We start from the raw sequence: 24,284 nt of genomic DNA on the forward strand, positions 1-24,284 counted from the left end.
CACTCTACCTTTAGAGTTGTTACGATAAAATCAAACTTGAATCATTGGGGTTTTATCCATCCCCAATGATTATTAACCGATATTATGAGCAACACACTCATAATGATTTATCTACTTCTTTTCAAAGAGGTTTGATGTCTTACTATTATTCCTCAACATCTTCATGAACATGTATTTTGATTTCAATTAAAGAAAGGAATTTTCTATATGACTTATAAAATGATTGTTTTAGATTTAGATGATACTTTATTACGTGATGACCATACTATTTCACCTCGTACGAAAGAAGCGTTAATGACTGCACAAGAGCAAGGGGTAAAGGTTGTACTTGCTTCTGGACGTCCAACGTTTGGTATGCGCAATGTAGCCAAAGAACTTCGCTTAGAAGAATACGGCAGTTTCATTCTATCTTTTAATGGCGCAAAAATTATTAACTGTAAAACAAACGAAGAAATCTTTAGTAGTACACTATCTCCTGAAATCGTTCACAACCTATTTGAAATTAGTAAAACTGAAGATGTATGGATTCATACTTATATGGGCGATGATATCGTAACGGAAGAAAATAATCCTTATACTGAAATTGAGGGCGATATTACTGGTATGCCAATTGTTGTAGTAGATGACTTTAAAGCCGCAGTTAAAGAGCCTGTAGTAAAAGTATTAATGAATAAAGAAGCTGAACGCCTTGTTGAAGTTGAAAAGAAACTACAAAAACAACTAGAAGGCCAATTAAGCGTGATGCGTTCGAAACCATTCTTCTTAGAATTTACTGAAGCCGGTGTTACAAAAGGAACGAGCTTAAACAAACTGATTCAAAAGCTTGGCATTAAGCGTGAAGAAGTTATCGCAATGGGCGATAGCTATAACGACCAAGCAATGATTGAATTTGCTGGTCTTGGCGTTGCAATGGGCAATGCACCTGATGATATTAAAGAAATTGCAAATTACGTAACAGATACAAATATGAACGATGGTGTTGCAAAAGTTGTAGAGAAATTTGTTTTAAAAACGGATGTACTTGTTTAATATTTTCATTCACAAAACCTATTTGAAGTCAAATACTTCAAATAGGTTTTTATTTAAATTCTCATGCTTTTGTGACTATATTTTGAACTTTGCACTATTCTCGTAGTGTAAACTTTCTTTTTGTATATAATGAAACAAAATAGACTATTTTATTTTGAAAAAGAATACAAATTTACTATATACAAGCATACGTTAAAGGAGGCTACTTTATGTTATCTACACCAATCGGACGATTAAGAGCAATTGGACTAGTTGAGGGTATTTCTTTCCTATTACTATTATTTGTAGCAATGCCATTGAAATATTTCGCAGGATTTGCAACAGCTGTTAAAATTACAGGCATGGCTCATGGTGTTCTATTTATTCTATTCATCTTTGCAGTAATTCAAGTAACAATCGTACACCGTAAATCAATTTTATGGGCACTTGGAGCATTCGTTTCATCAGTTATCCCATTTGGTACTTTTGTACTAGATGCAAAATTAAAGAACGAGCAATAATAATAAAAAGGTAGTTAACGACTGTTAACTACCTTTTCTATTTATAAATTTGGAATTTCCCAATCAATTTCTCTTTCGCCCATATTAGCTAAAATCGTATTTACTTTAGAGTATGGCTTACTACCAAAGAAACCACGTCTTGCTGATAATGGACTTGGATGTACAGACTCGATAATATGATGATTCGGATTCGTAATTAACTTCTTCTTCGCCTGCGCATGGCGCCCCCACAATATGAAAATAACTGGCTTTTCACGTTCATTCAACAGTTGAATCACACGATCTGTGAAGTGCTCCCATCCTTTTCCCTTATGAGAATTTGCTTCACTTTGACGAACTGTTAATACGGTATTTAGTAGTAATACTCCTTGCTCCGCCCATTTTACTAAATAACCGTTATTCGGAATTTCATAACCATATTCATCTCGAAGCTCTTTATACATGTTTAACAATGATGGTGGTGTTTTAACACCAGGTTGTACAGAAAAGCTTAAACCATGCGCTTGATTCGGTCCATGATACGGATCTTGTCCTAAAATAACAACCTTTGTATTTTCATAACTTGTATACTGAAGAGCGTTAAAAATATCTTCCACCTTCGGATAAACAACATGCGTGCTGTATTCTTCTGTCAAAAAACTGGATAGAGTAAGATAATACTCTTTCTCAAATTCTGGTGCCAGTAATGGTCCCCAATCATTTCTTAAAACATTTTCCATGCTTTCACTTCCTGTCCAATTAATTCAACATATCCTGTTTTGTAAATACTAAGAACGAAATAATAAGAGAAACAACTGCCCAAACAGTTAAATTCATCAAAGAAAATCCCATTGATAAGCCTTGTAATGCAGGTAATTTTCCTGATAAATAATCCGTTAATGATAAATTCACGCTAAAAATATATTTCGCGCCTTCCCAAGATGTTGCGAATGAGCTTAAGATACCGCCTGCAATTAATGCAGCTAGCATAACGCCCATACCAGCTGGTGTATTACGAATTAAAACAGAGACCATAAATGATATAGTTCCGACAACGATAGCAACAAACCAGGCTAGTCCATACGCCATTAAGATGTATTGCCACTGCGGAATAAGGTGCACAAAGTTCGTATTTAACGTTTCCTTATCAATGACGAATCCTGTTAAAACAGGTAAATTCCATCCCGAGTACCCAAATACAAGCCCTGATAATATGTAAGCAAACAAACCTACAAGGAGCAGTATGAGCGAAATGAAAAATAACATCGTCACGTATTTACTAAGGAGTATTTTCCAGCGCCGAATCGGCCGCGTAAGTAACATCTTCATCGTCCCATCACTTCGTTCTCCAGAAACGATATCAATGGCGACAATCATTACGAGAAGCGGAATAAACAATGTAATTCCTTGTTCAATAAATGCTCTGACAAAAGTCGGTGCACCTGGCGCCATCGGATTAATATCATGATCTAAATAATATTGTTGTTGTTCAACTCTTACCTTTAACCAATCACGCCATTCTTCTGGCAATCTAGAATTATTCAACCGGTTCTGAGAATCAACAATTTGCTGTTGCAATGAAACCTTCCAATCAGTTGTACCGAGTCTTTTTTGTGTCGTTTCTATTTCGCGATACTGCGCATACACAAAAAGCGGGATTAAGATTGCTAAAATAAGCATAACAACAAAAATACGTTTCTTACGGTAAATCTTTTCTGATTCATTTAAAACTAGATTCGCAAATTCACGCATGCTGCTCACCCCTTGTGAGTTCAATAAATAAATCTTCTAGCGTAAATACAAGCTCCTTAACACTATGTACATCTATTTCATTTTCTACCAAGTGTTTATTCCAACTACTTATAGATGCAATATCCATGCGGCATAATAATCGCTCGCCTTCTACACTCACTTCTCTTACTTCTTCGGCTGCTTCTAACATATCTTTCGCCTTAGAAATTGGTGTAACAATCCATTCTACACGATCACTTGCTGTTTTAATTAATTCTTCAACCTTGGCAACTGTTATCATCTTTCCTTTATGAATAATAGCAACGCGATCGCATATCATTTGCACTTCACTTAGCAAGTGACTTGAAATAAACACGCTCATATTTTCTTCTTTTACAAGCTTATGTATAAATTCCCTAAGTTCTCTAATCCCTGCTGGATCTAAACCATTCGTTGGCTCATCTAATATGAGCAATTTTGGATTCCCAAGGAGCGCCTGCGCAATTCCAAGGCGTTGTTTCATACCAAGTGAGTACGTTTTTACCTTGTCATGAATTCTTTCATCTAAATGAACCATTTCAGCAATTTCAATAATACGTTCATCTGATATATCACCTAACATACGAGCAAATTGCTTTAAATTTTCCCATCCTGTTAAATATGTATACAACTCTGGGTTTTCAACGATACTCCCAATTTGACGCATCGCCTCTCTGAAATTGTCCTTAATCGAATAACCACCGATAGAAATCGTACCTTCTGTCGCCGTAATCAATCCGACTAACATTCGAATGGTAGTCGTCTTTCCAGCACCATTTGGTCCTAAGAACCCGAACACTTCTCCTTGCTTTACATCAAAGGAAATGTCCTCTACAAGAGTCTTCTTTCCAATTACCTTCTTCAAGTCTCGTACGGAAAGTATCGTCGTCATTTTACCCCTCCTTGTTCTAGTTTTAATTTACTTACAACATTTTGAACTAAACGTTCTGCCATATACGTATAACCTACTTCGTTCGGATGAAAATGATCAGAGTATAATAAATCTTTTCCGCGGTTTTGGAATAAATCAAATGTCGGTGTAATATACACATTTTTATCGTTTAGCGCTAACTTCTCTAAAGATGCATTCCAGTCCACAACAATGTTTGAAGACCCTTTTAAATTTTCTACATCTTCAAAAGGATTGTATAAACCAAGCCAAAAAATTGGACTATCTGTATTTAATTTACGAATTTCTTCTATAATTTTCTTTGCTTCATTTTGAAACGTTTCTGTGTCAGGACGATACGTATCTAAATCTATCTTCCCAAGCGATTCCCAGCCTGGGAACAAATCATTCCCACCAATCGTTAACACGATTACATCTGCTTGCTTAATTGAATATTGAGCGCCATTACTTTCAATTTGTTTTAATAAATCGGGCATTTTTGCACCACTAACTGCTAAATTTGTTAATGCAATTTTTTGCTTATAATCTTTTTGTAAATCCTCTTTCATTCGCCCAACATAGCCAATTCCTTCTTTATCACCAACGCCACGCGTTAATGAATCACCTAAACTAACGATTTGTAACGTTCCCGTTTTCTTTTTCTCTTTTGCCACTACATCGGTCTTTTTAATTAAATTTGAAGCTTTCGGATTTAATACATCATTTACACCTGAAACAAAGCCATATGCAAATAAACAGAAAGATGCAATTGTAATGAGTAGAATTACTTTTACTACTTTTGATCTCATATCAAAACCCCTTTTAGCCCTCATAGATTGTCCATAATTATACCAAACGAAATTTTGAAAAGCGATTTTCACACCTTCTCAATTATGTCGTTTCTCTATCTACTAACTCTGGTAATAACTCTATATGCTTCACATCTAATTTCTCTTCATTAATCTTTTCATATAATAATTCAAACGCTTTCAATCCAACGTTTTTACTAGAATGCGAAATCGTCGTTATACCCAATATATCTGCCACCTCTTGATCATCACACCCAATAATCGTAATATCCTCTGGAATACGAATTCCTTGTTTTTTTGCTTCTGTAACCATCCCCGCTGCAATATGGTTACAAGATACAAGGAACGCCGTCGGTTTTACTGACATATGAGCCCATTCTCTAATTACATTGCGTCCATCTTCCACTGTAAAACACCCCTCAAATTTCCAGGTCTCTAACGGTGTTACGATACTCTGTTGAAGCGAATCTTCATACGCCCTCTTTCGTCTTTGGCTATTAACGCTATTACTTCTTCCAATACAATATCCAATATTTGTATGACCGGCATCTATTAAGCTTTTCATCCCACGTGAAAATACTTTGTAGTAATCAATATGGACACTTGAAATGCATTTTGAATCTATTTCTTCACACATAACAATCGGGCCGAATTTCGTATATTCTTCAAGCTTTTCCTTACTATTTGCCCGAGAACAAATAATAACCCCATCAAGCTTTTTCATTTTTAACATATTTAAAATTTCTAGTTCTCTTTCTTCGCTATAATTTGTCTGGCAAAGCATCATATTATAATTATTCTTTGCCGTTTCTTTTGATATCCCCTCAATAATAGCGCTATAATATTGATCATTTACGTGTGGCAATAAAACGCCAATTACATTCGTTTTTCCTTTCACTAAATGAATTGCATTCACGTTTTGCGTGTAATTTAATTCTTCTATAATCGCTAAAATTTCTTTTCGTTTCTGTTCATTTACGTACGGATGATTATTTAGTACACGTGAAACAGTTGAAACAGATACTCCAGCAAGTTCAGCAATCTTTCTTATATTTGTCATCTCACTTTCCCCTTCTCACAAAAATTCTCTCTTGACCTGGTAAGCTTTCCACAATATATCCTTTCCTAGCAAATATATTTAGAAAGGATATACAACTATGCTTCGATTCAAATTAGAATATATATTTTTCATTGGCGGTTTACTCATTCTTGCCATCGGTATTAATATGATGACGACAATTACTTCCTTTGGACTTAGCCCTTATGATTCCTTCTTTATTGCACTATATCAAAATTTTGGGATAAGTATTGGTTTTTGGATTTTCATGATTAACTTTGCCTTTACACTTATCGTACTCTTTTGGAATAAAAAACAAATTACAATCGGTACAATTGTAACGATGGTTCTTATTTCTCTTTTTGTTGATTGGATTGGTTCCATTATAACTATTATGGACGCTATCCGCTCTCTTCCAAAATATATAACACTTATTTGCGGAAATCTATTCGTTGGAGCTGGAATTGGTCTTTACGTCTCTACAAACCTTTGCGCAGCGCCTCAAGAAGCTTTCGTTTTAACCGTTGGTGAGAAGAAAAAATGGACGTTTAGAAGAACAGAGATTTCATTAGCCTTTTTATTTTTAACTTTAAGCTTTTTATTAGATGGACCTATCTATTTTGGAACCATCATCTTATCCTTTACAACAGGCTGGATTATCCAAGCATTTATTCAAGTTGGTACACAGATTTTAAATAGAAAAGAACCTATTAAGCAAGCTGCTTAATAGGCTCTTTCTGTTTTATGGTAAGAGATACTACTTAGCATCCCCTTCAATTCGATAGTTCGCTTTCAAACAATCTATTTCTTCATACCCTTGCAACGTATGTAGAATATAATCATAATCAGCAAGAGACGCACGATGCGTTACAATTACAATTTCAGCCTTTCCTTTCTCTTCAAGCGGCATTTGAATAATTTTCTCAAAGCTAACTCCGCGCTCAGAGAACAATGAAGTAATTTTTGCAAATACACCAATTTCGTCTTTTACATGCAGTCTTAAAAACTTTTTCACGACTATTTCGTCTGGCTCTTTTAATACTTTTTGATACTGTGGGACTACAGCACTATTTCCTGTTACCCCTAATCTAATATTTTGCATTACAGCAACTAAATCCGAAACAACAGCTGTCGCTGTCGGTAAACTTCCTGCCCCTGGTCCATAAAACATCGTTTCCCCAACTGCTTCACCGTACACATACACAGCGTTATATTCATTTTGTACTGCCGCAAGAGGGTGTGTATTTGGAAGTAAAGTTGGTTCAACCGTAACCTCCAATTTTTCACCATCTCGTTTTGCAAGACCGATTAATTTAATTGTATAACCTAAGCTCTTACTGTATTCAATATCTTCCTCTGTAATAGAGGTAATTCCTTTTACGTTCACATCTCCAAGCTCTACATTTGTAGAGAAACCGAGAGTAGCTAAAATCGTCATTTTTCTTGCTGCATCTAAACCTTCTACATCTGATGTTGGATCTGCTTCTGCAAATCCAAGTTGTTGGGCTTCTTTTAACACGTCGTTATATGCTCTCCCTTCGTCTGACATTTTCGTCAAAATAAAATTTGTCGTTCCATTTACAATTCCCATGACTTTCGTAATAAGATCTGAAGAGAGTCCTTCTACAATACTGCGTAGAATTGGAATTCCCCCCGCCACACTCGCTTCATAGAAGAGATCAGTTTTATTATCTTTTGCTGTCGCTAATAATTCAGCTCCATGTAATGCCATTAAGTCTTTATTTGCAGTTACAACATGCTTTCCGCTTTTTAAAGCTTGTAAAATATATAATTTTGCATCATCAATGCCACCCATTACTTCGATGACAACATCAATATTTGGATTATCTAAAATTTCATTTGCATCTTGTGTTAATAGAGTAGAAGGTACCTCTACTTCTCTCTCTTTCTCAATGTTTTGCACTAATACTTTCGTTACCTTCACTGGACAACCTACTTGGTGTATGAGTCTTTCTTGATGATCCGTAATAATACGAACTACACCGCTACCCACTGTCCCAAGACCTAATAACCCAACTTGAATTTCTTTCATAGTACTGTCCACCCCTCAAAAATTGTGTTTAGATGAAATTATATGAATAAAAAATCTGAAAAACAATGTATTTAGAACATTCGGAAAAATAAAGGTTAATCTTTACAAGGAAAACGTTGCCACGTGTTACACAATCTTTCTTTACAATATATAAGGGGTTTCTTGATACACGTAATAATTCAACCAATTAGAAAACAATAAATTCCCATGACTCCTCCACCTAACAAGGGGCTTTTCATCTGGATTATTATGTTTAAAATAGTTTTTTGGCACATCAATATTTAATCCCTTGTCACGATCTCGTTCGTATTCTTGCTTTAACGTATCACAACTATATTCACTATGCCCAAGGGCAAACACTTGCCTTCCTTCTTGCCCAATGACAAGGTGAACACCCGCTTCCTCAGAATTTGCTAATAATGTTAAGTCTGTCACCTCTCTAATATCACTCTCTCGTACTTCTGTATGACGAGAATGGGGAGCAAAAAACAATTCATCAAACCCTTGTAACAATTTCACATGTTGCTCGCAAACTTCATGTTCAAATACACCGAACATTTTTTCCTTAAGAGGATACTTTGGAACACCATAATGATAATACAAGCCAGCCTGTGCCCCCCAGCAAATATGGAGCGTAGATGTTACATTCGTTTTTGAATACTCCATAATACGTTTAAGCTCTTCCCAATAATCTACCTCTTCAAAAGAAAGAGTTTCAACTGGTGCTCCTGTTATAATGAGCCCGTCAAATTTTTCATTTTCAATATCACGAAATGTTTTATAAAAGCTCATTAAATGGTCCTGCGCTACATTGCGAGACAAATGTGATTCCATATGAAGCAAATGAACATCTAATTGCAACGGTGTGTTGCCAATTAAACGAAGTAATTGCGCTTCTGTTTCTTGCTTTGTAGGCATTAAATTTAAGATAGCAATTTTCAATGCCCGAATATCTTGTGTTTCTGCTCGCTCCTTCGTCATTACAAATATATTTTCCTTCTGCAACACTTTGCGAGCTGGTAAATCTTTATCAATTATGATCGGCATGTTCTTTGCCTCCGACTAGCGCCGCTTCTAAATCTGCAATAATATCAGAAACATCTTCTATGCCAACAGATAAACGAATTAAATCTGATGTAACGCCAGCTAGACGCTGATCTTCAGCACTTAATTGTCTATGCGTTGTGCTAGCAGGATGTATAACGCAAGTTCGTGCATCCGCTACATGCGTTACAAGAGTTGCTAGTTTTACATTTGCGATAAATTCTTTCGCCGCTTCTAATCCGCCCTTAATGCCGAACGTTAAAACACCACTAGCACCTTTTTTCAAATACGTTTGTGCTAACGAGTAATTTTCATTGCTATCTAATCCAGGATAATTCACCCATTCAATACGTTCATGGTTAGCAAGCCACTTAGCAACTACGAGAGCATTTTCACTATGACGCTCCATTCTTAAATGCAGCGTTTCTAAGCCGATATTGCTAATATACGCATTGAATGGGCTCATACAGTTTCCGTAGTCCCTTAATAATTGAACACGCGCCTTCACAATATAAGCTGCTGCACCAAAATTTTGGACGTAACTTACGCCGTGATAACTTGGATCCGGTTCAACAAGTTCAGGATATTTCCCATTTGTCCAATCGAAGTTCCCTCCGTCAATGACAATGCCGCCTAAAGAGCTTGCATGACCATCAATATATTTCGTCGTAGAATGAACGATAATATTTGCTCCGTGCTCAAATGCTTGGCATAAATAAGGAGTTGCTAATGTATTATCCACGATAAAAGGCACTTCTAACTCTTTCGCTGCATCTGAAAATTCTTTAAAATTCAAAACGTTCATCGCTGGATTTCCTAATGATTCTGCATAAATGAGCTTCGTCTTATCGTTAGCAAGTGCCGCAATTTCATCTGCCGTTAAATTGGGATTAAAGAACGTAACATCAATGCCAAGCTTACGTAAACTCACCCCAAATAAATTAAACGTTCCCCCGTAAACAGTTGAAGAGCAAAGTAAATGGTCTCCACTACTACAAATATTTAAAACTGCGAGCATAATAGCCGCTTGCCCAGAAGCCGTTGCAACAGCTCCTACCCCGCCTTCTAAATCTGATAACTTCTGCTCAAATGCAGCTAGAGTAGGGTTTCCAATACGCGTATAAATATATCCTTCTGCCTCTAAGTTAAATAGGGCTGCTAAATCATCCGAAGTATCGTATTTATACGTTGTACTTTGATAAAGTGGTAAAACACGTGGTTCACCATTCTTTGGCGTATAGCCACCTTGCACACAAATCGTTCCTTTTCCCCATGATTCTCCCATCTCTCATTCTCCTTTCTTTTATACAAAATAAAAAACTGCCCCTTTCCTGAAAACAAGAAAGGAGCAGTTTGAAAACACGCTCTAAAGGCTCTTTCTTATCTCTCAGGATTACTACCTGCAGGATTTGGCACAATTCCGTTATACGGCTGTTGCCAAGGTTTCATCGGGCCTGTCCCTCCACCTTTTCTTGATAAGACTATGCAATTACCGTTGATTTTATAGCAATAATTTCCTAATGTCAAACAGTTTTTCTGAATGTTCTAAAATAAATATTAACAATTTCATATAAAGCAACAAAAGAAATATATTCCATACTAACTCGAAAAAGACCTTTAGAAAAAATGATTCATGTAAAATAAACCCCAATCATCTATTTTCATTAAACAAACTGTTTTAATAGAGCGTATAATTCTTCAAAATTATGCACTTCATATGTCGGTATAATCCCACTATCATTTAATTTCCTTTCTGGATTAAACCAACAAGTATCAATTCCCGCTACATATCCACCTTTAATATCGGCACTTAATGAATCCCCAATAATCAGCCCTTCTTCAGGTGCAAAGTTAGGAATCCGTTCAAAAACATAATCAAAATACTCTTTCATCGGCTTTTGAAAACCTGTATCTTCCGAAACAAAAACATCTTTAAATAATGAATGTAACCCTGCATTACGCAAACGTTTATCTTGCGTCTTAGAAACACCATTTGTCACTATATACAACTCATACTCCCCTTGAATTTGATTTATAAATTCAAACGCACCTTGCATGAGTTGATTTCCTTCTTCTAAGTAGCTACGATAATTATTTTCGAATAATATACCGTCTACTTCTTCTCCATACTCTTTAAACAACATAGAGAATCGTTTATTTACAACTTCATTACGTGATAGTTCACCTTTTTCAAAAGCATTCCAAAGACCTTTATTTATTTTTTTATAACGAGCCCCTATCTCCTCTGTTAAAGGGATTCCCTTCTCTTCAAAAAGCACCTGTAAAGCTACTTTTTCAGCCTTTTGGAAATCTAATAATGTATCATCTACATCAAATAGCAATGTTTTATATTTTTTCATAAATTCATCACACTCTCTTTTCTACAAAAACAAATTTACATAAATCGTATCATTCCTTCTTGTAAAGATAATAGGAGATATCTCATACTATAAATAGGGGTGAAAATATGAAAATCAGCAAAAATGAAGAAGAAATTTATCAATACATGCGAATCCATCAATTCCATACCCTATTTTCATTTCATGTCTTGCCATATGTAGAGCTGCATTCTTTTCAAACGAAAGAGATGATATGTAGCGAAGGAAACGCCCTCCCTTATCTCTATTACTTAATTTCTGGGAAAGCAAAAATATATATGAATCATAAAAACGGGAAAGTTTCATTAATTAATTTTATTCAAGCACCATCTTTTATCGGGGAATTAGGATTAATAGGAGTAGAAAATATCACCAAGTCCGTTGAAGTACTAGAAGATTGTGTTTGTTTAGCACTTCCTCTTAAAGATTGTCAGCAACTTTTATTACAAGATGCAACGTTTTTACAGCACTTATGCAAATTTATTGGAGAAAAGACAATTACTCGCACTGAAAATTACGCAAAAAACTATAGTTATCCTTTCGAAAATCGATTAGCTGCTTTTATTTTATTAACAGAACAAAATAATTGTTATATAGAAAAGCATACTGAGGCTGCAGAATACTTAAATGTCAGCTATCGTCATCTTTTATATGTATTAAACCAATTTTGCCAACAAAATTATTTAAAAAAAGAAGGCCGAACATATTATATACAAGATCGAAATACATTAGAAAAGCTTGCTGACGAGCTGAAAATATAAAGAAACAGCATTAACATAAACGTTAATGCTGTTTCTTTGAGTGACGATTATAATTTAAATTAAAATTTACTTGCTACTTTAGCTGCTTCTTCAAGACCTGCAGCAATGATTTCTTCTGCTTTATCTGGGAATTGGTTATGTCCTTCAATAACTACTGTTTCCATGTTTGTTGCACCGAAGAAGCCCATCATGCTTGCTACATATTTAACAGCCATTTCTACCTCAGCTGCTGGACCTTCTGAATATACGCCGCCGCGCGCGTTTAATAATGCAATCTTCTTATCTCCAATTAAACCAACTGGACCTTCTGGTGTATATTTGAACGTTTTACCAGCACGGTTTAAATAATCAATATATGTGTGTAACACTGCTGGAATCGTTAAGTTCCATAATGGGAAGCCGAAAACAATTTTATCAGCTTCTAGAAATTGATTTAAATACTTATCAGCAACTGCTACTGCTTTTGCCTCTTCTTCTGTTAAATCAAATCCTTTACCTGCCTTAAATGTACCATTGATCATGTCTACACCTACATATGGTAATTCTTCTTTATATAAATCAAGTTCTACTACTGTATCATTTGGGTGTGCTTCTTTATAGTTCGCTAAAAATGCCTCATATAATTTTACACTAACTGCTTGTTCCGCTGGACGGTTGTTTGCTTTAACAAATAAAACTGTTGCCATTATTTCTTCCTCCTAGTACTCACTCTTATGTTGTTATATGCTTTCAAAAAAGGTATCCCTTGTAATTGTTGTTTTGTTGCTTACAAACATATTTTATCTTTATATCAATACATTTTCGTCCTCACATAGACGTATTTTTCCATAAAAAAAGTCCACCTTCTAAAGGCGAACTAGGTCTTACGACTTTTGTCTTATACAATTCCATTTTTCACTGCATATAACGCCGCTTGCGTGCGATCAGATAAATTCAACTTACTCAAAATACTACTTACATGAGCTTTTACTGTTTTTTCTGTAATAACTAAAACAGAAGCGATCTCTTTATTACTCATCCCTTTCGCTAATAGCTGCAGCACTTCATTTTCTCTCGCCGTTAGCACATCCACTTGAATAGAAGGTTCTTCTTCCTTTTCTTCCACAGGTAGTGTTTGAGAGAGAAGAGTATTTGCTATATCCGGATGTAATTGAATATTACCTTTATATGCGCTTCGAATAGCTTCAACAAGCTGATCCGGTTCTACATCTTTTAAAATATACCCACTTGCCCCCGCCCTTAACGCTGGTAAAACATGCGCCTGATCAGAAAAGCTAGTTAATACAATTACTTTCACATTCGGATATTCTTTTTTGATGCACGCCGTCGCCTCGACACCATCCATTTCGGGCATATATAAATCCATTAATACAACATCTGGATTCGTCTCCCCTACTTTCACTAACGCTTCTTTCCCATTATTTGCTTCTCCAACTAACGTTAAATCTTCCTGTGTACTTAAGAAAAATGCTAATCCTTTTAAAACGACTGTATGATCATCGACTAACAATACTTTTATTTTCACAAACTTCCCTCATTTTCACATCATAATGGTACATTTACTTTTACGCTCGTTCGCTTCTTACTACTTACAATTTTAATTGTTCCACCAACTAATTCTACTCTTTCACGCATCGTAGTCATGCCGAGTGATTTCTTCTCTTTTATATCCTTTTCTACAAAGCCGTTTCCTTGATCGACTATTTCTAATGATACATTCTTCTCTGTCACTTTGAAATAAATCGTTGATTCTCTGACATTCGCATGTTTACTTACGTTATTCAAAGCTTCTTGTCCAATTCTCCATAACGCTTCCTCTACTACACGCGGTAAATCACGAACACCTGTAACTTGTTCCCGAATTTTCAGTCCCAAGTTTTCACCGTACTGCTTTAAAGCTGGTAATAAACCTTTTTCTAATCCTGCCGGACGAAGCTGCCAAATTAATGTTCTCATTTCCTTTAAAGCTCCTTGCGCTAGTTCCCGCATCTCATGCAAAGATTGGTCAACCTTTTCATTTTGACCTTTTAAAACGGCCTCAGCCCCTTTTGTCATAAAGGTTAATGAAAATAATTTTTGCGAAACAGAATCATGTAAATCCCTTGCTAATCGGTTTCTTTCTTCCAGTCGTACGAGTTCACGGCGCTGTTCGTTTAATCTTAGATTCTCTATTATTAATGAAACGTGATTCGATAACGCTTGAATTATATCTATTGTATTAACATCAAATTCTCCATTATTTAAACTAACACATAAAACACCAAATATATGATTTTGAATATGTATTGGCGTAGCAATAACAACTCCATTTACACGTTTTAATAGAGCTAGCTCACCTTGTTCTAACGCCTTCTTTGCCGCTTCTTTTACATCCTCTTGTAACTCTTCCTGCCCATAAGAAGCTCGCAAAGATAACTCTATTTCTTCCCTAATAAAAAACGCCACTTGATTCCACTGAAATACTTCACCTACGTGATTTACCACCTTTTCAGATAATACATTAAACTTATGAATCGTTTTTAAAGCTTGAATAAACCGCTCCAATTTCACATAGTAATGTGCTCTTCGCTTTTCATTTTCATATAATTTTGTTCGCTTTAAAGCCGTCCCGATTTGGAAAGCAACTGATTGGAGCAATACTAATTCTTCTTCCGAAAAATGTGTTTTACCTGGGCTAGCTACATTTAAAACACCAAATTTCTCTCCTCCAGCCTTTAAAGGAACCGTAGCATGATGAAGAATTCCTTCTGTATCTCCCCAATTATATTCAATTGCATTATTAATTCTTTTACATTCAATAATATTAACGGCTCTCTCTAATTTCCCATCTACGAAGCCGCGTAAACACCAACACTCACCTTCACACATCGGGCGTTTATTTTCATATTTAAGTGCCTCTGGTAACTGGTAATCGATCACCTTCGTATACTTCCCATTTTCATCCGCAAGAAAAATCCAGCCTGTCGTTAAACCTGTTACACTGAGCAATTTTTCTAGTACTGCTTGCAATACATGATATGTATCATTTGATGTATTTAATGTTTCTGCAATTTCCTTTAATATAACTAATTCATTTGTACGATTATCTCGAAACATAATCAGTCTCCTGCATACAAGATTTTAAATAGCTCTTAAAATAAATCATCTACTTTTCACTTTGTACTTATTCGTAACATTGATATAATGGTGAAAACATAGTTTTCATTATATCACTTGAGGGGGCTTTCATAATGACATTAAATAAAGCACTTACTATCGCTGGTTCTGACACAAGTGGCGGTGCTGGTATACAAGCAGATTTAAAAACATTCCAAGAACTTGGCGTATACGGAATGACATCTCTTACAACAATCGTAACGATGGATCCACATAACGGTTGGGCACATAACGTATTTCCAATCCCAGCTTCTACATTAAAACCACAATTAGAAACAACAATTGAAGGTGTTGGCGTAGACGCTTTAAAAACAGGTATGCTTGGATCAGTAGAAATTATTGAAATGGTTGCAGAAACAATCGAAAAGCACAATTTCAAAAATGTAGTAGTTGACCCTGTTATGGTATGTAAAGGTGCAGATGAAGCATTACATCCTGAAACGAACGATTGCTTACGTGACGTTCTTGTGCCAAAGGCATTAGTTGTAACACCAAACTTATTTGAAGCTTACCAATTAAGCGGTGTGAAAATTAATTCTCTTGAGGACATGAAAGAAGCAGCGAAGAAAATCCACGCTTTAGGTGCCAAATACGTACTAATTAAAGGTGGAAGCAAACTTGGTACGGAAACTGCAATCGACGTCCTATATGATGGAGAAACATTCGATCTTCTAGAATCAGAAAAAATCGATACAACCAATACACACGGTGCAGGTTGTACATATTCTGCTGCAATTACAGCAGAACTTGCAAAAGGAAAACCTGTGAAAGAAGCAGTAAAAACTGCTAAAGAATTCATCACAGCTGCTATTCGTTACTCATTCAAAATTAACGAATACGTAGGTCCAACTCACCATGGTGCATATCGTAAATTCGTTGTATCAAAAGAACTTGTCTAATATATAAATAAAAACACTCACAAGGTTCATACATTGCCTCTGTGAGTGTTTTTTATAAGCTTTATGTCTTCTGGTCATCTTATCTTTAAGATGCAGAGCTGACCTTATTTCTACCATTTCGTTTCGAGTAGTATAACGCATCATCCGCCGCTTGAATAAATTGCTCTGATGACCCTTCATACTCTGAAACCCCTACCGAAACCGTAATTTTTATTTTTGTTCCATCTAACAATTGAAATGGGTGACTTTCAACAGCTATACGAATTTGCTCGCCCATACGAATTCCGTAAGCTAATCCCTTATTCGGTATCAAAAGCGCAAACTCCTCTCCACCCTTTCGAAAAGCCAAATCTGGAAATTGTGAAGTTTCTCGTAAAATACATCCTACTTGTTTTAACACTTCGTCCCCTGCAGGATGCCCGTACGTATCATTTACATACTTAAAGTGGTCAATATCTATAAGTAGTAAACAAAGCGAATCATTTTTCATGTTCTTATTACTAATATGACGATTCATCTCTAAATCAAACTGTCTTACGTTTCCTAGACCTGTCAATGCGTCTACCGTTGCGTATTGCTTCATCGTTTGGAATAACTCATTGGATTGTAAAACGTAATTTGCACTTATGAATGTTATGTAGCCTGTAATAATACTAGAAATTAAATATAATCCTACTATGTTAATATCTTTAATTAACCATATATATAGTGAGGGGATTAGAATAGATAAAATATATGTATGTAACCATGCCCACTTTTCTCCTAGAGAGATATTTAGACGCGAAATAAAGATACTACCTACTCCTATCGCAATAATTGTATAAAAAGCTACTTGAGAAGCTAATGAATAATCCATAAATAATAACCTAGTTACTAAAATCATACTAACAGCTATAGTACTCGCTATCGGGCCTCCAATTATAACAGCTAAAATAACAGCTAAGTAGCGCAAATCCAATAGGATGGTACCAACATGAACACCGAAATACATTAGTAATATACCTAATATTCCAGTAAGAATACCTACTACACATTTCTGCCAAAGAGAAAACTCTTCTTTTAACGGCCTATCTCTTAAAAGCTGACCTCCAACAAAAATAAAGGAAAGAATAATTGTTGTATTTACAAATAAGTCCCTTAACATAAAATAATCTCCCTACTTTTCCATCTATCCCCTTCCCCACTTTATTGTATACGAAATCCCTATAATTCCCAAAGTTTTTTGTTTATTTTTTGCTGTTCCACGTGAAACAGCAAAAAAAATAAAAAGGGCGAAAACTCGCCCTTCTTCATTAACAACAGCGTGATATTTTTCCACCCTTTGCATTAAATCTTGCTTCTTGTGCCTCAGCAAAAAATTGCTTTTGACATACAACCTCTTCTTCAGGATGATGCTTTTTCATATGCTCCACATATACTTCATAACTTGGTACCCCAACGAGCAAACTAATAAAGCGTTTTCTTTCCCCCCATACTTTCCGTAGTCGTTTAAGCATAATAGTTCCTCGACTCACTTTCATCTCTAGAAATATATGCTGCCTCTTTTAGCAGCATCGGCTTATTTCTTAATACTTGAATCCAAATTCGAATTGCAGAAATTAATACAGCGATTACAACTATCATAAAAATCCCGCAAAGCGCTGCATCAATATAATCATTGAAAATAATTTGCTTCATTTGAGCAACATTTTTAGCTGGTGCTAACACTTTCCCCTCATCTAATGCTCCCTGGAACACCTTTGCATGAGATAGAAATCCTATTTTAGGGTTTTCATGAAATAGCTTTTGATAACCCGCCGTCATCGTTACAATAAGCAATCCAACAGTTGGAATAAGTGTCACCCAAACATATGCCTTTTTCCCCATTTTGAACAAAATTGTCGTTCCAAGTAATAATGCAATACCTGCTAACATTTGATTTGCAATACCGAAAAGTGGCCATAATGTATTAATTCCACCAAGCGGATCTACTACCCCTTGGTACAAAAAATAACCCCATCCTAATACACATAACGTTGTAGCTATTACATTCGCTAATGTAGAATCTGTTTTCGCAAACGGCTTATATACATGCCCTAAAATATCTTGAATCATAAATCGTCCTACACGCGTTCCTGCGTCAATCGTTGTTAAAATAAATAGGGCTTCAAAGAGAATAGCAAAATGATACCAGAATGCCATCATCGCCGTTCCACCTATTACTTGTGAGAAAATATATGCCATACCTATCGCTAACGTTGGTGCGCCACCTGTACGTGATAAAATTGTTTGCTCTCCAACATTTACAGCAAGTTCTTTTAGTTCATTTGGTGTAATAGCAAATCCCCATGAAGAAATAACTTGAGCTGCCTGCGATACATCCGTACCAATAAGTGCTGCCGGACTATTAATCGCAAAATAAGTTCCTGGTGTTAATACACAAGCTGCAATCATTGCCATCGCAGCTACAAACGACTCCATTAACATTGCTCCGTAACCAATTGGCTGTGCATGTCCCTCTTGTTCAATCATTTTTGGCGTCGTACCTGATGAAACAAGAGCATGGAATCCAGAGACTGCACCACAGGCAATCGTAATAAATAAGAACGGGAATAAATTACCGGAGAAAACAGGACCTGTTCCATCAATAAATTGCGAAACTGCTGGCATTTGTAAATCAGGTGCTACAATTAAAATACCAATCGCCAATCCAACAATTGTTCCAACTTTTAAAAATGTACTTAAATAATCACGTGGTGCTAATAACATCCAAACTGGTAATGCAGATGCAATAAATCCATATACAATAAGCATAATAGCAATTGTTTCGCCACTAAATGTGAACATACTTGCAAGTGTTGGATTTTCTGCTACATACTGTCCTCCAATAAGAGATAAAATAAGTAGGATAATACCAATTACTGACCCTTCTCCAACACGACCAGGCCTAATATAGCGCATGTAAACTCCCATTAAAATAGCGATGGGAATCGTTGCTGCTATCGTAAACATTCCCCAAGGACTTCCAATCAGTGCCTTTACTACGACTAACGCTAATACTGCTAATAAAATAATCATAATTCCTAAAATACCTATCATTGCAATTAGTCCTGTAACAGGCCCAATCTCATCCTTAATCATTTCTCCTAACGATTTACCATTACGTCTCATCGAAGCAAATAAAATGACAAAATCTTGGACAGCCCCCGCAACAACTACCCCAACAATAATCCAAATGGTCCCTGGTAAATATCCCATTTGTGCTGCTAAAATCGGTCCTACTAAAGGTCCCGCCCCAGCAATCGCTGCAAAGTGATGTCCAAACAATACCCACTTATTTGTTGGAACATAGTCTTTCCCATCGTTTAATGTATGGGCTGGTGTTTGACGATTATCATCTAAATTAAAAACCTTTCTCGCTATAAATCTACTATAAAAGCGATAAGCAACTGCATATACACATACAGCAGCTACTAAGAGCCATACAGCATTAATGGTTTCACCTTGTGATAAAGCTATTACCCCAAAAGCCCCTGCTCCTACTGCTGTAATAACACCCCAAAGTAAGATCGATTTCAATGTCTTCACATACAATTCCCCCAATACTATTTCTTAGTGGAGATTGTACTAAATTTTCTGAATATTTAACTTGAATCCTCCCTATCATGAAGGATTTTCAGTTTATCATGTTAAAATACTCTCATTACCTACTATAATTCAATGTTATTTCGAAGGCGTTTTACATAATTACGACTGACTGGAATCGGTTGCTCATCATACCTATCTAAATACAAATTATACGTGCCATTATAATAAGGTTTCAGTTCTTTTACATATGACATATTAATTAAATAGCTTTTATGCACACGTAAAAAATCATATGCATTTAGCTTATTTTCTAATTCCTGAAGTGTATATGTTGAAATATACTGATTATTCGTTGTGTAAATTGAAACAGTTTTATTTTCTTTATTTTTACTTACATATACGATATCTTCTGGAAGAATATATCGTATACCCTCTTGACTTTCTATCGGTAGTTTCCGCAAATAACTCTTTGCTTTCTCACCTTGTTCTTTACCTATTTTATATAAAAGAAATTGTAAATCTTCTTCACGAAATGGTCGTAATAAATAATAAAATGCTTGGAAACGAAAAGCTGTAATAGATTCCTCTATGTTTTCACCTACAAAAATAAATTTTGTATAGCAATTTATTTCTCGTAATAAACTTGCATATTCAAAACCAGTACCATCTAGTAATTTGGAACTTAAAAAAACAAAGTCTGGTATATGTTTTTTCATCATAAATAAAGATTCTGTTCCTGTCTTTGCTTCAAAACATTCTACATTTCTCATATTTTCAGTGAAATTTTCAGCTAACTCTCTTCTCTCTTCTGCCTCTTCCATGATCAGTAAAATTTTCATTTCTTCAACCACCTAATTCTTTGTCCATATGTCCTGCTGTATACATTCGCTTTTATAAGAAATAATCCCTTTTTCTTACTATACCATTATTTATCTAAAAAAACAGAAAAAAGGAAACCACTTCGGTTTCCTCTCCCCCTTTATCCTACATTAACTGCCTAGAAAGAGCGGAGTAGTGTAGGGTAATAAACGGTCAGGGCTACGTTTAAAATTTCACTTTATACTAATTCTCGTTGCTTCGTTTCCTGTCCAAGTATTACTACAGCGAATACACCAATTAAAATTGATCCGCAGAAAATCGTAAATATTAGTGATAGTGAAGCTTCTGAGGCAACTAAATACCCCACTAATAGTGGCCCAAGAATACCACCAATACGCCCAAATGCTGCTGCCATTCCTGCACCAGTACCACGAATAACCGTCGGATACTGTTCAGGTGTATAGGCGTATAATGCTCCCCAAGCACCTAAGTTAAAGAAGGATAGTAACATACCTGCCACGATTAATACTGTTAATGAATCCGCAACCCCAAACAAATAGGCACTGCAAGCTGTCCCGATTAAATACGTAACCAACACAAATTTACGACCGAGACGTTCAATAAACCAAGCAGCGGTGAAATATCCTGGAAGTTGAGCTAATGTCATAATAAGTACGTATTGGAAACTTTTTATTAAACTAAATCCTTTTAGCACCATTACACTCGGTAACCAAAGGAACATTCCATAATAAGAAAAGACAACACAAAACCATAGAATCCATAGCATAATTGTTGCTTTACGATATTCCCCAGACCAAACTGATTTTATATTTTCAATAACAGATGGTCTTTTTTCAACTTTTTGGAACCTTGGGGAATCCGGTAAATTCCATCTTAAATATAAAGCATATAGTGCTGGAACTGCACTCAATACCATCGCAATTTCCCAACCATATTTAGGAATGACAAAATACGAGATAAGGGCTGCAATTAGCCATCCACCTGCCCAAAAACTTTCTAATAACACAACAATTTTCCCACGCTCATGCGCTTCAACACTCTCTGATACTAGTGTAGAGGCAACCGGAAGCTCTCCGCCAAGCCCCATACCAATTAAAAAGCGTAAAACGAGAAACATCGCGAGTGTCGTTGTTAATGCAGTTAAACCACTACCGATAGAAAATAATAATAATGTAATAATAAAGACTGATTTTCGGCCTATTCTATCTGATAGTATCCCAAAAATAAGCGCTCCTACTGCCATACCGATTGAGTTAATACTGCCTATCCAGCCCATTTCCTGGCTCGTTAATCCCCAATCCTTTTGCAAGGCTACCATTACAAATGAAAGCATTCCAACATCCATTGCATCAAATAGCCATCCAAGTCCAGCTATACCAAGTAGTTTGCGCTTCGAAATTTCTTTTACCTTGCCCACTAGAAGTCCTCCTCACACAGGTGTCTTTACACATCATTTTACATGTGTGAATTGTATAAGTAAAATACTTTTGTGTAAAAAATTCTCCTTCATCATTCCCAAAAAGTAAAACGTCTATCCCGATTGGTGAGGGCTAATAATCAGTAGGGATGACTCACTGATTAAAGTTTCACTTCATTAAAAATGAATAAATAAAAAAAAGTAGCGATATTTCGCTACTTTTTCGAACGCATTACTTCTTTTAAAAATTCCGCTAATACTAACTGACGACGCCAGCGTGTTGGATTACTGCATAATCTATAAAACCACTCTAAATGAATCGCTTGAATCCATTTTGGTGCACGTTTTACCTCTCCAGCCCATACGTCTAAACTTCCACCCACTCCAACAGCCATTTTCGTTTCTAAACGATGCTTATTGTTTTGGATAAAGTTCTCTTGTCTCGGGAAACCGAGTGCAACAAGTAATAAATCTGGTTTTGCTTCTTGAATGCGAGAAATAATATTCTCTTCGTCTTCTTGTTTGAAATAACCATCTTGTGTACCGGCGATGGATACAGCTGAATATGTCTTTGTTAAATGATCTGCTGCAGCTTGTACAACATGCGGCTTTGCACCTAATAAGAAAACAGATACTGGTTTACTATCTTCTGATAACTTCGCAAGTAAATTACACATTAAATCAAAACCTGCTACACGTTCTTTTAAAGGTGTACCAAGCATGCCGCTTGCCTTTACAACCCCAATACCATCAGGTGTAATTAAATCTGTATTCAATAATGTTTGATAGAACTTTTCATCCTTTTTTGCGCACATAACAATTTCAGGGTTTGCTGTTACTACCTGAAACGTATGAGTTCGCTCCGCTTCTAGTTGTTCTTTTAAATATTTGACCGTTTCATCCATTGTCATTGTAGAAAAAGGAACGCCTAGAATATCAACTGTTTGTACTGCCATAGTTAACTATCCTCTCTATCATTACAAGTTTTTCGCTATTAATTGCTTATATGTTTCCTTTGTATCTTCATATAGTTTTTGAAGTGAGAAATTCATAGTAGCATGCTCATAAATATGTTTACCCATTGCTGCTAATTCTCCAGTTTTCCACTTATCATACGCTTCTTCTAAAGCTAATGCTAATGCCTTTCCATCATCTGTTGGCACAATCCATCCGTAAGTTTCATCTACGATTAATGGTTCAATTTCTCCAGCCCTAGTCACAATTGATGGTACGCGTTGATTTGCCGCTTCTAATAAAACTAGTGGGAACCCTTCACTATGAGAAGTTAATAAATTTACATGTGACGACGCAAATAATTGTTTTACATCTTGACGATGTCCTAAAAACTCTACTTTATCGTTAATCCCTTTTTCAGTAGCTAATGACTTTAGATTTTCTTCTAATGGGCCATCGCCAACTAATAATACTTTAATTTTCTCCAATTTTGTTTGTTGTAACGCATCGAATAAAACTTCATGTCCTTTGACAGGATGTAATCGCGCTACTTGGATTGCCGTAAATACATCTTCAGCAATATTGAACATTTCTTTTTTATTATAGCCTTCTGCTTTTTCCTTATCGTATTCAATTCCATTATAAATAACATGCATCTTTTCATTTGAAATCCCTAATGCTGCCAGGCTTTTTTTCAATCTATTTGTTACTACGAAAAATAAGTCTATATTTTTTAAGGCTTTCAAATTTAATTTCGTAAAAATCCAACCTTTTAAGCCCTGTTTAGTAAAGTCTTGAAATGGATCACTATGAATAGTCGTTACCCATTTTGCCTTTATTCTCTTTTTCATTAAAGAAACATAGAAATTAGCCCTAGGACCATGCGTATGAACTACATCAAATTTTTCTTTATTAATAAATTCACTTATATTCTTTAAAATGGATAAATCATAGCGCGATTTTTGTGAAAACACATGGACTTTTATCCCTAATTCCCTTGCTTCCTTCGCAACAATTCCATCTTCAAATACTGCTAATTCTACTTCACCAGTTGGAAACTGATCGAGAAGTGAAATAATATGTGTTTTCCCTCCCCCATCTTCTGCTCCTGCATTCATATGCAATATTCTCATGTTTTTTCCTCCTTTAAATCCTTGCTACGTTTCCAGCTATTTTTATTTT

Annotated in this window: 24 protein-coding genes and 1 riboswitch; of the genes, 5 read left to right on the forward strand and 19 right to left on the reverse strand. The window is 35.7% G+C overall.

Translation table 11 applies throughout. The features are described from left to right. The first annotated feature begins 207 nt into the window (after window positions 1-207). Together AC0ONG_RS25725 and AC0ONG_RS25730 are read left to right on the forward strand one after the other, a co-directional pair. Window positions 208-1,029, forward strand: coding sequence for a Cof-type HAD-IIB family hydrolase (locus tag AC0ONG_RS25725; protein WP_000221382.1), 822 nt, complete (start codon window positions 208-210; stop codon window positions 1,027-1,029). A 209-nt stretch (window positions 1,030-1,238) separates the two neighbouring features. Further along, window positions 1,239-1,529 carry a DUF3817 domain-containing protein gene (locus AC0ONG_RS25730; protein WP_000953395.1) on the forward strand — a complete coding sequence of 97 codons (291 nt, stop codon included), beginning with the start codon at window positions 1,239-1,241 and terminating at the stop codon, window positions 1,527-1,529. A 41-nt stretch (window positions 1,530-1,570) separates the two neighbouring features. Here AC0ONG_RS25730 and AC0ONG_RS25735 read toward each other — a convergent pair whose 3' ends face one another. From AC0ONG_RS25735 to AC0ONG_RS25755, 5 genes are read right to left on the reverse strand one after another with little or no spacing between them, the layout of a single operon-like run. After that, window positions 1,571-2,248, reverse strand: coding sequence for a uracil-DNA glycosylase (locus AC0ONG_RS25735; protein WP_000432545.1), 678 nt, complete (start codon window positions 2,246-2,248; stop codon window positions 1,571-1,573). Between the two features lie 19 nt (window positions 2,249-2,267). Then, window positions 2,268-3,260 carry an ABC transporter permease subunit gene (locus tag AC0ONG_RS25740; protein ID WP_001206482.1) on the reverse strand — a complete coding sequence of 331 codons (993 nt, stop codon included), beginning with the start codon at window positions 3,258-3,260 and terminating at the stop codon, window positions 2,268-2,270. Further along, window positions 3,253-4,170 carry an ABC transporter ATP-binding protein gene (locus AC0ONG_RS25745; protein WP_000207706.1) on the reverse strand — a complete coding sequence of 306 codons (918 nt, stop codon included), beginning with the start codon at window positions 4,168-4,170 and terminating at the stop codon, window positions 3,253-3,255. Before AC0ONG_RS25745 ends, AC0ONG_RS25740 begins: the two co-directional genes overlap by 8 nt. After that, window positions 4,167-5,048: an SGNH/GDSL hydrolase family protein gene (locus tag AC0ONG_RS25750; RefSeq protein WP_139195753.1), complete on the reverse strand. Its 882-nt coding sequence runs from the start codon at window positions 5,046-5,048 to the stop codon at window positions 4,167-4,169. The genes AC0ONG_RS25745 and AC0ONG_RS25750 overlap by 4 nt, the downstream gene beginning before the upstream one ends. Window positions 5,049-5,058: 10 nt before the next feature. Further along, complete coding sequence (locus AC0ONG_RS25755) at window positions 5,059-6,036, reverse strand: LacI family DNA-binding transcriptional regulator (RefSeq protein ID WP_000181960.1); 978 nt, start codon at window positions 6,034-6,036, stop codon at window positions 5,059-5,061. Between the two features lie 97 nt (window positions 6,037-6,133). Here AC0ONG_RS25755 and AC0ONG_RS25760 point away from each other — a divergent pair, with 97 nt between their 5' ends. Further along, complete coding sequence (locus AC0ONG_RS25760; protein WP_474204494.1) at window positions 6,134-6,760, forward strand: YczE/YyaS/YitT family protein; 627 nt, start codon at window positions 6,134-6,136, stop codon at window positions 6,758-6,760. A gap of 30 nt (window positions 6,761-6,790) precedes the next feature. On the opposite strand, the gene AC0ONG_RS25765 is transcribed toward AC0ONG_RS25760, so the two are convergent. The 4 genes from AC0ONG_RS25765 to AC0ONG_RS25780 all read right to left on the reverse strand — a co-directional run bounded on the left by AC0ONG_RS25765 (window position 6,791) and on the right by AC0ONG_RS25780 (window position 11,490). Beyond that, window positions 6,791-8,086: a homoserine dehydrogenase gene (locus AC0ONG_RS25765; RefSeq protein ID WP_000659105.1), complete on the reverse strand. Its 1,296-nt coding sequence runs from the start codon at window positions 8,084-8,086 to the stop codon at window positions 6,791-6,793. Between the two features lie 141 nt (window positions 8,087-8,227). Further along, window positions 8,228-9,133: a homoserine O-acetyltransferase MetA gene (gene metA, locus AC0ONG_RS25770; protein ID WP_001121544.1), complete on the reverse strand. Its 906-nt coding sequence runs from the start codon at window positions 9,131-9,133 to the stop codon at window positions 8,228-8,230. Beyond that, the gene (locus AC0ONG_RS25775) at window positions 9,117-10,415 is read right to left on the reverse strand and encodes a bifunctional O-acetylhomoserine aminocarboxypropyltransferase/cysteine synthase (protein ID WP_000504772.1); all 1,299 of its coding nucleotides are present in this window, start codon (window positions 10,413-10,415) and stop codon (window positions 9,117-9,119) included. Before AC0ONG_RS25775 ends, metA begins: the two co-directional genes overlap by 17 nt. Before the next feature lie 92 nt (window positions 10,416-10,507). After that, window positions 10,508-10,612, reverse strand: a riboswitch (SAM riboswitch). 182 nt (window positions 10,613-10,794) lie between these two features. Then, window positions 10,795-11,490, reverse strand: coding sequence for a YjjG family noncanonical pyrimidine nucleotidase (locus AC0ONG_RS25780; RefSeq protein ID WP_000760178.1), 696 nt, complete (start codon window positions 11,488-11,490; stop codon window positions 10,795-10,797). 107 nt (window positions 11,491-11,597) lie between these two features. On the opposite strand from AC0ONG_RS25780, the gene AC0ONG_RS25785 reads away from it, so the two are divergent. Continuing rightward, a complete protein-coding gene (locus AC0ONG_RS25785; RefSeq protein ID WP_000703316.1) occupies window positions 11,598-12,269 on the forward strand; it encodes a transcriptional regulator YeiL in 672 nt (223 codons plus the stop codon). Window positions 12,270-12,328: 59 nt separating this feature from the next. Here the strand turns inward: AC0ONG_RS25785 and AC0ONG_RS25790 are convergent, their stop codons facing one another. The 3 genes from AC0ONG_RS25790 to AC0ONG_RS25800 form a co-directional block, all read right to left on the reverse strand. Next, window positions 12,329-12,955, reverse strand: a complete 627-nt coding sequence (locus tag AC0ONG_RS25790; protein ID WP_000246718.1) for an FMN-dependent NADH-azoreductase — start codon at window positions 12,953-12,955, stop codon at window positions 12,329-12,331. A gap of 191 nt (window positions 12,956-13,146) precedes the next feature. Continuing rightward, window positions 13,147-13,794 carry a response regulator gene (locus AC0ONG_RS25795; protein WP_000695816.1) on the reverse strand — a complete coding sequence of 216 codons (648 nt, stop codon included), beginning with the start codon at window positions 13,792-13,794 and terminating at the stop codon, window positions 13,147-13,149. A 20-nt stretch (window positions 13,795-13,814) separates the two neighbouring features. Continuing rightward, entirely contained in the window at window positions 13,815-15,365 is a 1,551-nt protein-coding gene (locus AC0ONG_RS25800) for a GAF domain-containing sensor histidine kinase (protein ID WP_000488150.1), read from the reverse strand. A gap of 134 nt (window positions 15,366-15,499) precedes the next feature. Here AC0ONG_RS25800 and pdxK point away from each other — a divergent pair, with 134 nt between their 5' ends. Beyond that, on the forward strand, window positions 15,500-16,324 hold the full coding sequence (gene pdxK, locus AC0ONG_RS25805) for a pyridoxine/pyridoxal/pyridoxamine kinase (protein WP_000174252.1): 825 nt from the start codon (window positions 15,500-15,502) through the stop codon (window positions 16,322-16,324). A gap of 85 nt (window positions 16,325-16,409) precedes the next feature. On the opposite strand, the gene AC0ONG_RS25810 is transcribed toward pdxK, so the two are convergent. The 7 genes from AC0ONG_RS25810 to AC0ONG_RS25840 all read right to left on the reverse strand — a co-directional run bounded on the left by AC0ONG_RS25810 (window position 16,410) and on the right by AC0ONG_RS25840 (window position 24,235). Next, a complete protein-coding gene (locus AC0ONG_RS25810; RefSeq protein ID WP_000942921.1) occupies window positions 16,410-17,468 on the reverse strand; it encodes a GGDEF domain-containing protein in 1,059 nt (352 codons plus the stop codon). Between the two features lie 148 nt (window positions 17,469-17,616). Next, the gene (locus AC0ONG_RS25815) at window positions 17,617-17,820 is read right to left on the reverse strand and encodes a YbdD/YjiX family protein (RefSeq protein WP_000919819.1); all 204 of its coding nucleotides are present in this window, start codon (window positions 17,818-17,820) and stop codon (window positions 17,617-17,619) included. Continuing rightward, window positions 17,813-19,891 (reverse strand): carbon starvation protein CstA, encoded by a 2,079-nt coding sequence (gene cstA / locus AC0ONG_RS25820; protein WP_000854306.1) that lies wholly within the window; start codon window positions 19,889-19,891, stop codon window positions 17,813-17,815. Before cstA ends, AC0ONG_RS25815 begins: the two co-directional genes overlap by 8 nt. Window positions 19,892-20,013: 122 nt before the next feature. Continuing rightward, window positions 20,014-20,730, reverse strand: a complete 717-nt coding sequence (locus AC0ONG_RS25825; protein ID WP_000698256.1) for a LytR/AlgR family response regulator transcription factor — start codon at window positions 20,728-20,730, stop codon at window positions 20,014-20,016. Between the two features lie 218 nt (window positions 20,731-20,948). Beyond that, on the reverse strand, window positions 20,949-22,148 hold the full coding sequence (locus tag AC0ONG_RS25830; RefSeq protein WP_000521109.1) for an MFS transporter: 1,200 nt from the start codon (window positions 22,146-22,148) through the stop codon (window positions 20,949-20,951). A 215-nt stretch (window positions 22,149-22,363) separates the two neighbouring features. After that, on the reverse strand, window positions 22,364-23,104 hold the full coding sequence (locus AC0ONG_RS25835; protein ID WP_000290744.1) for a WecB/TagA/CpsF family glycosyltransferase: 741 nt from the start codon (window positions 23,102-23,104) through the stop codon (window positions 22,364-22,366). A gap of 21 nt (window positions 23,105-23,125) precedes the next feature. Then, entirely contained in the window at window positions 23,126-24,235 is a 1,110-nt protein-coding gene (locus tag AC0ONG_RS25840) for a glycosyltransferase family 4 protein (RefSeq protein WP_016078221.1), read from the reverse strand. Window positions 24,236-24,284: the final 49 nt, after the last annotated feature.

The sequence above is a fragment of the Bacillus sp. TCT6 genome, assembly GCF_056033845.1.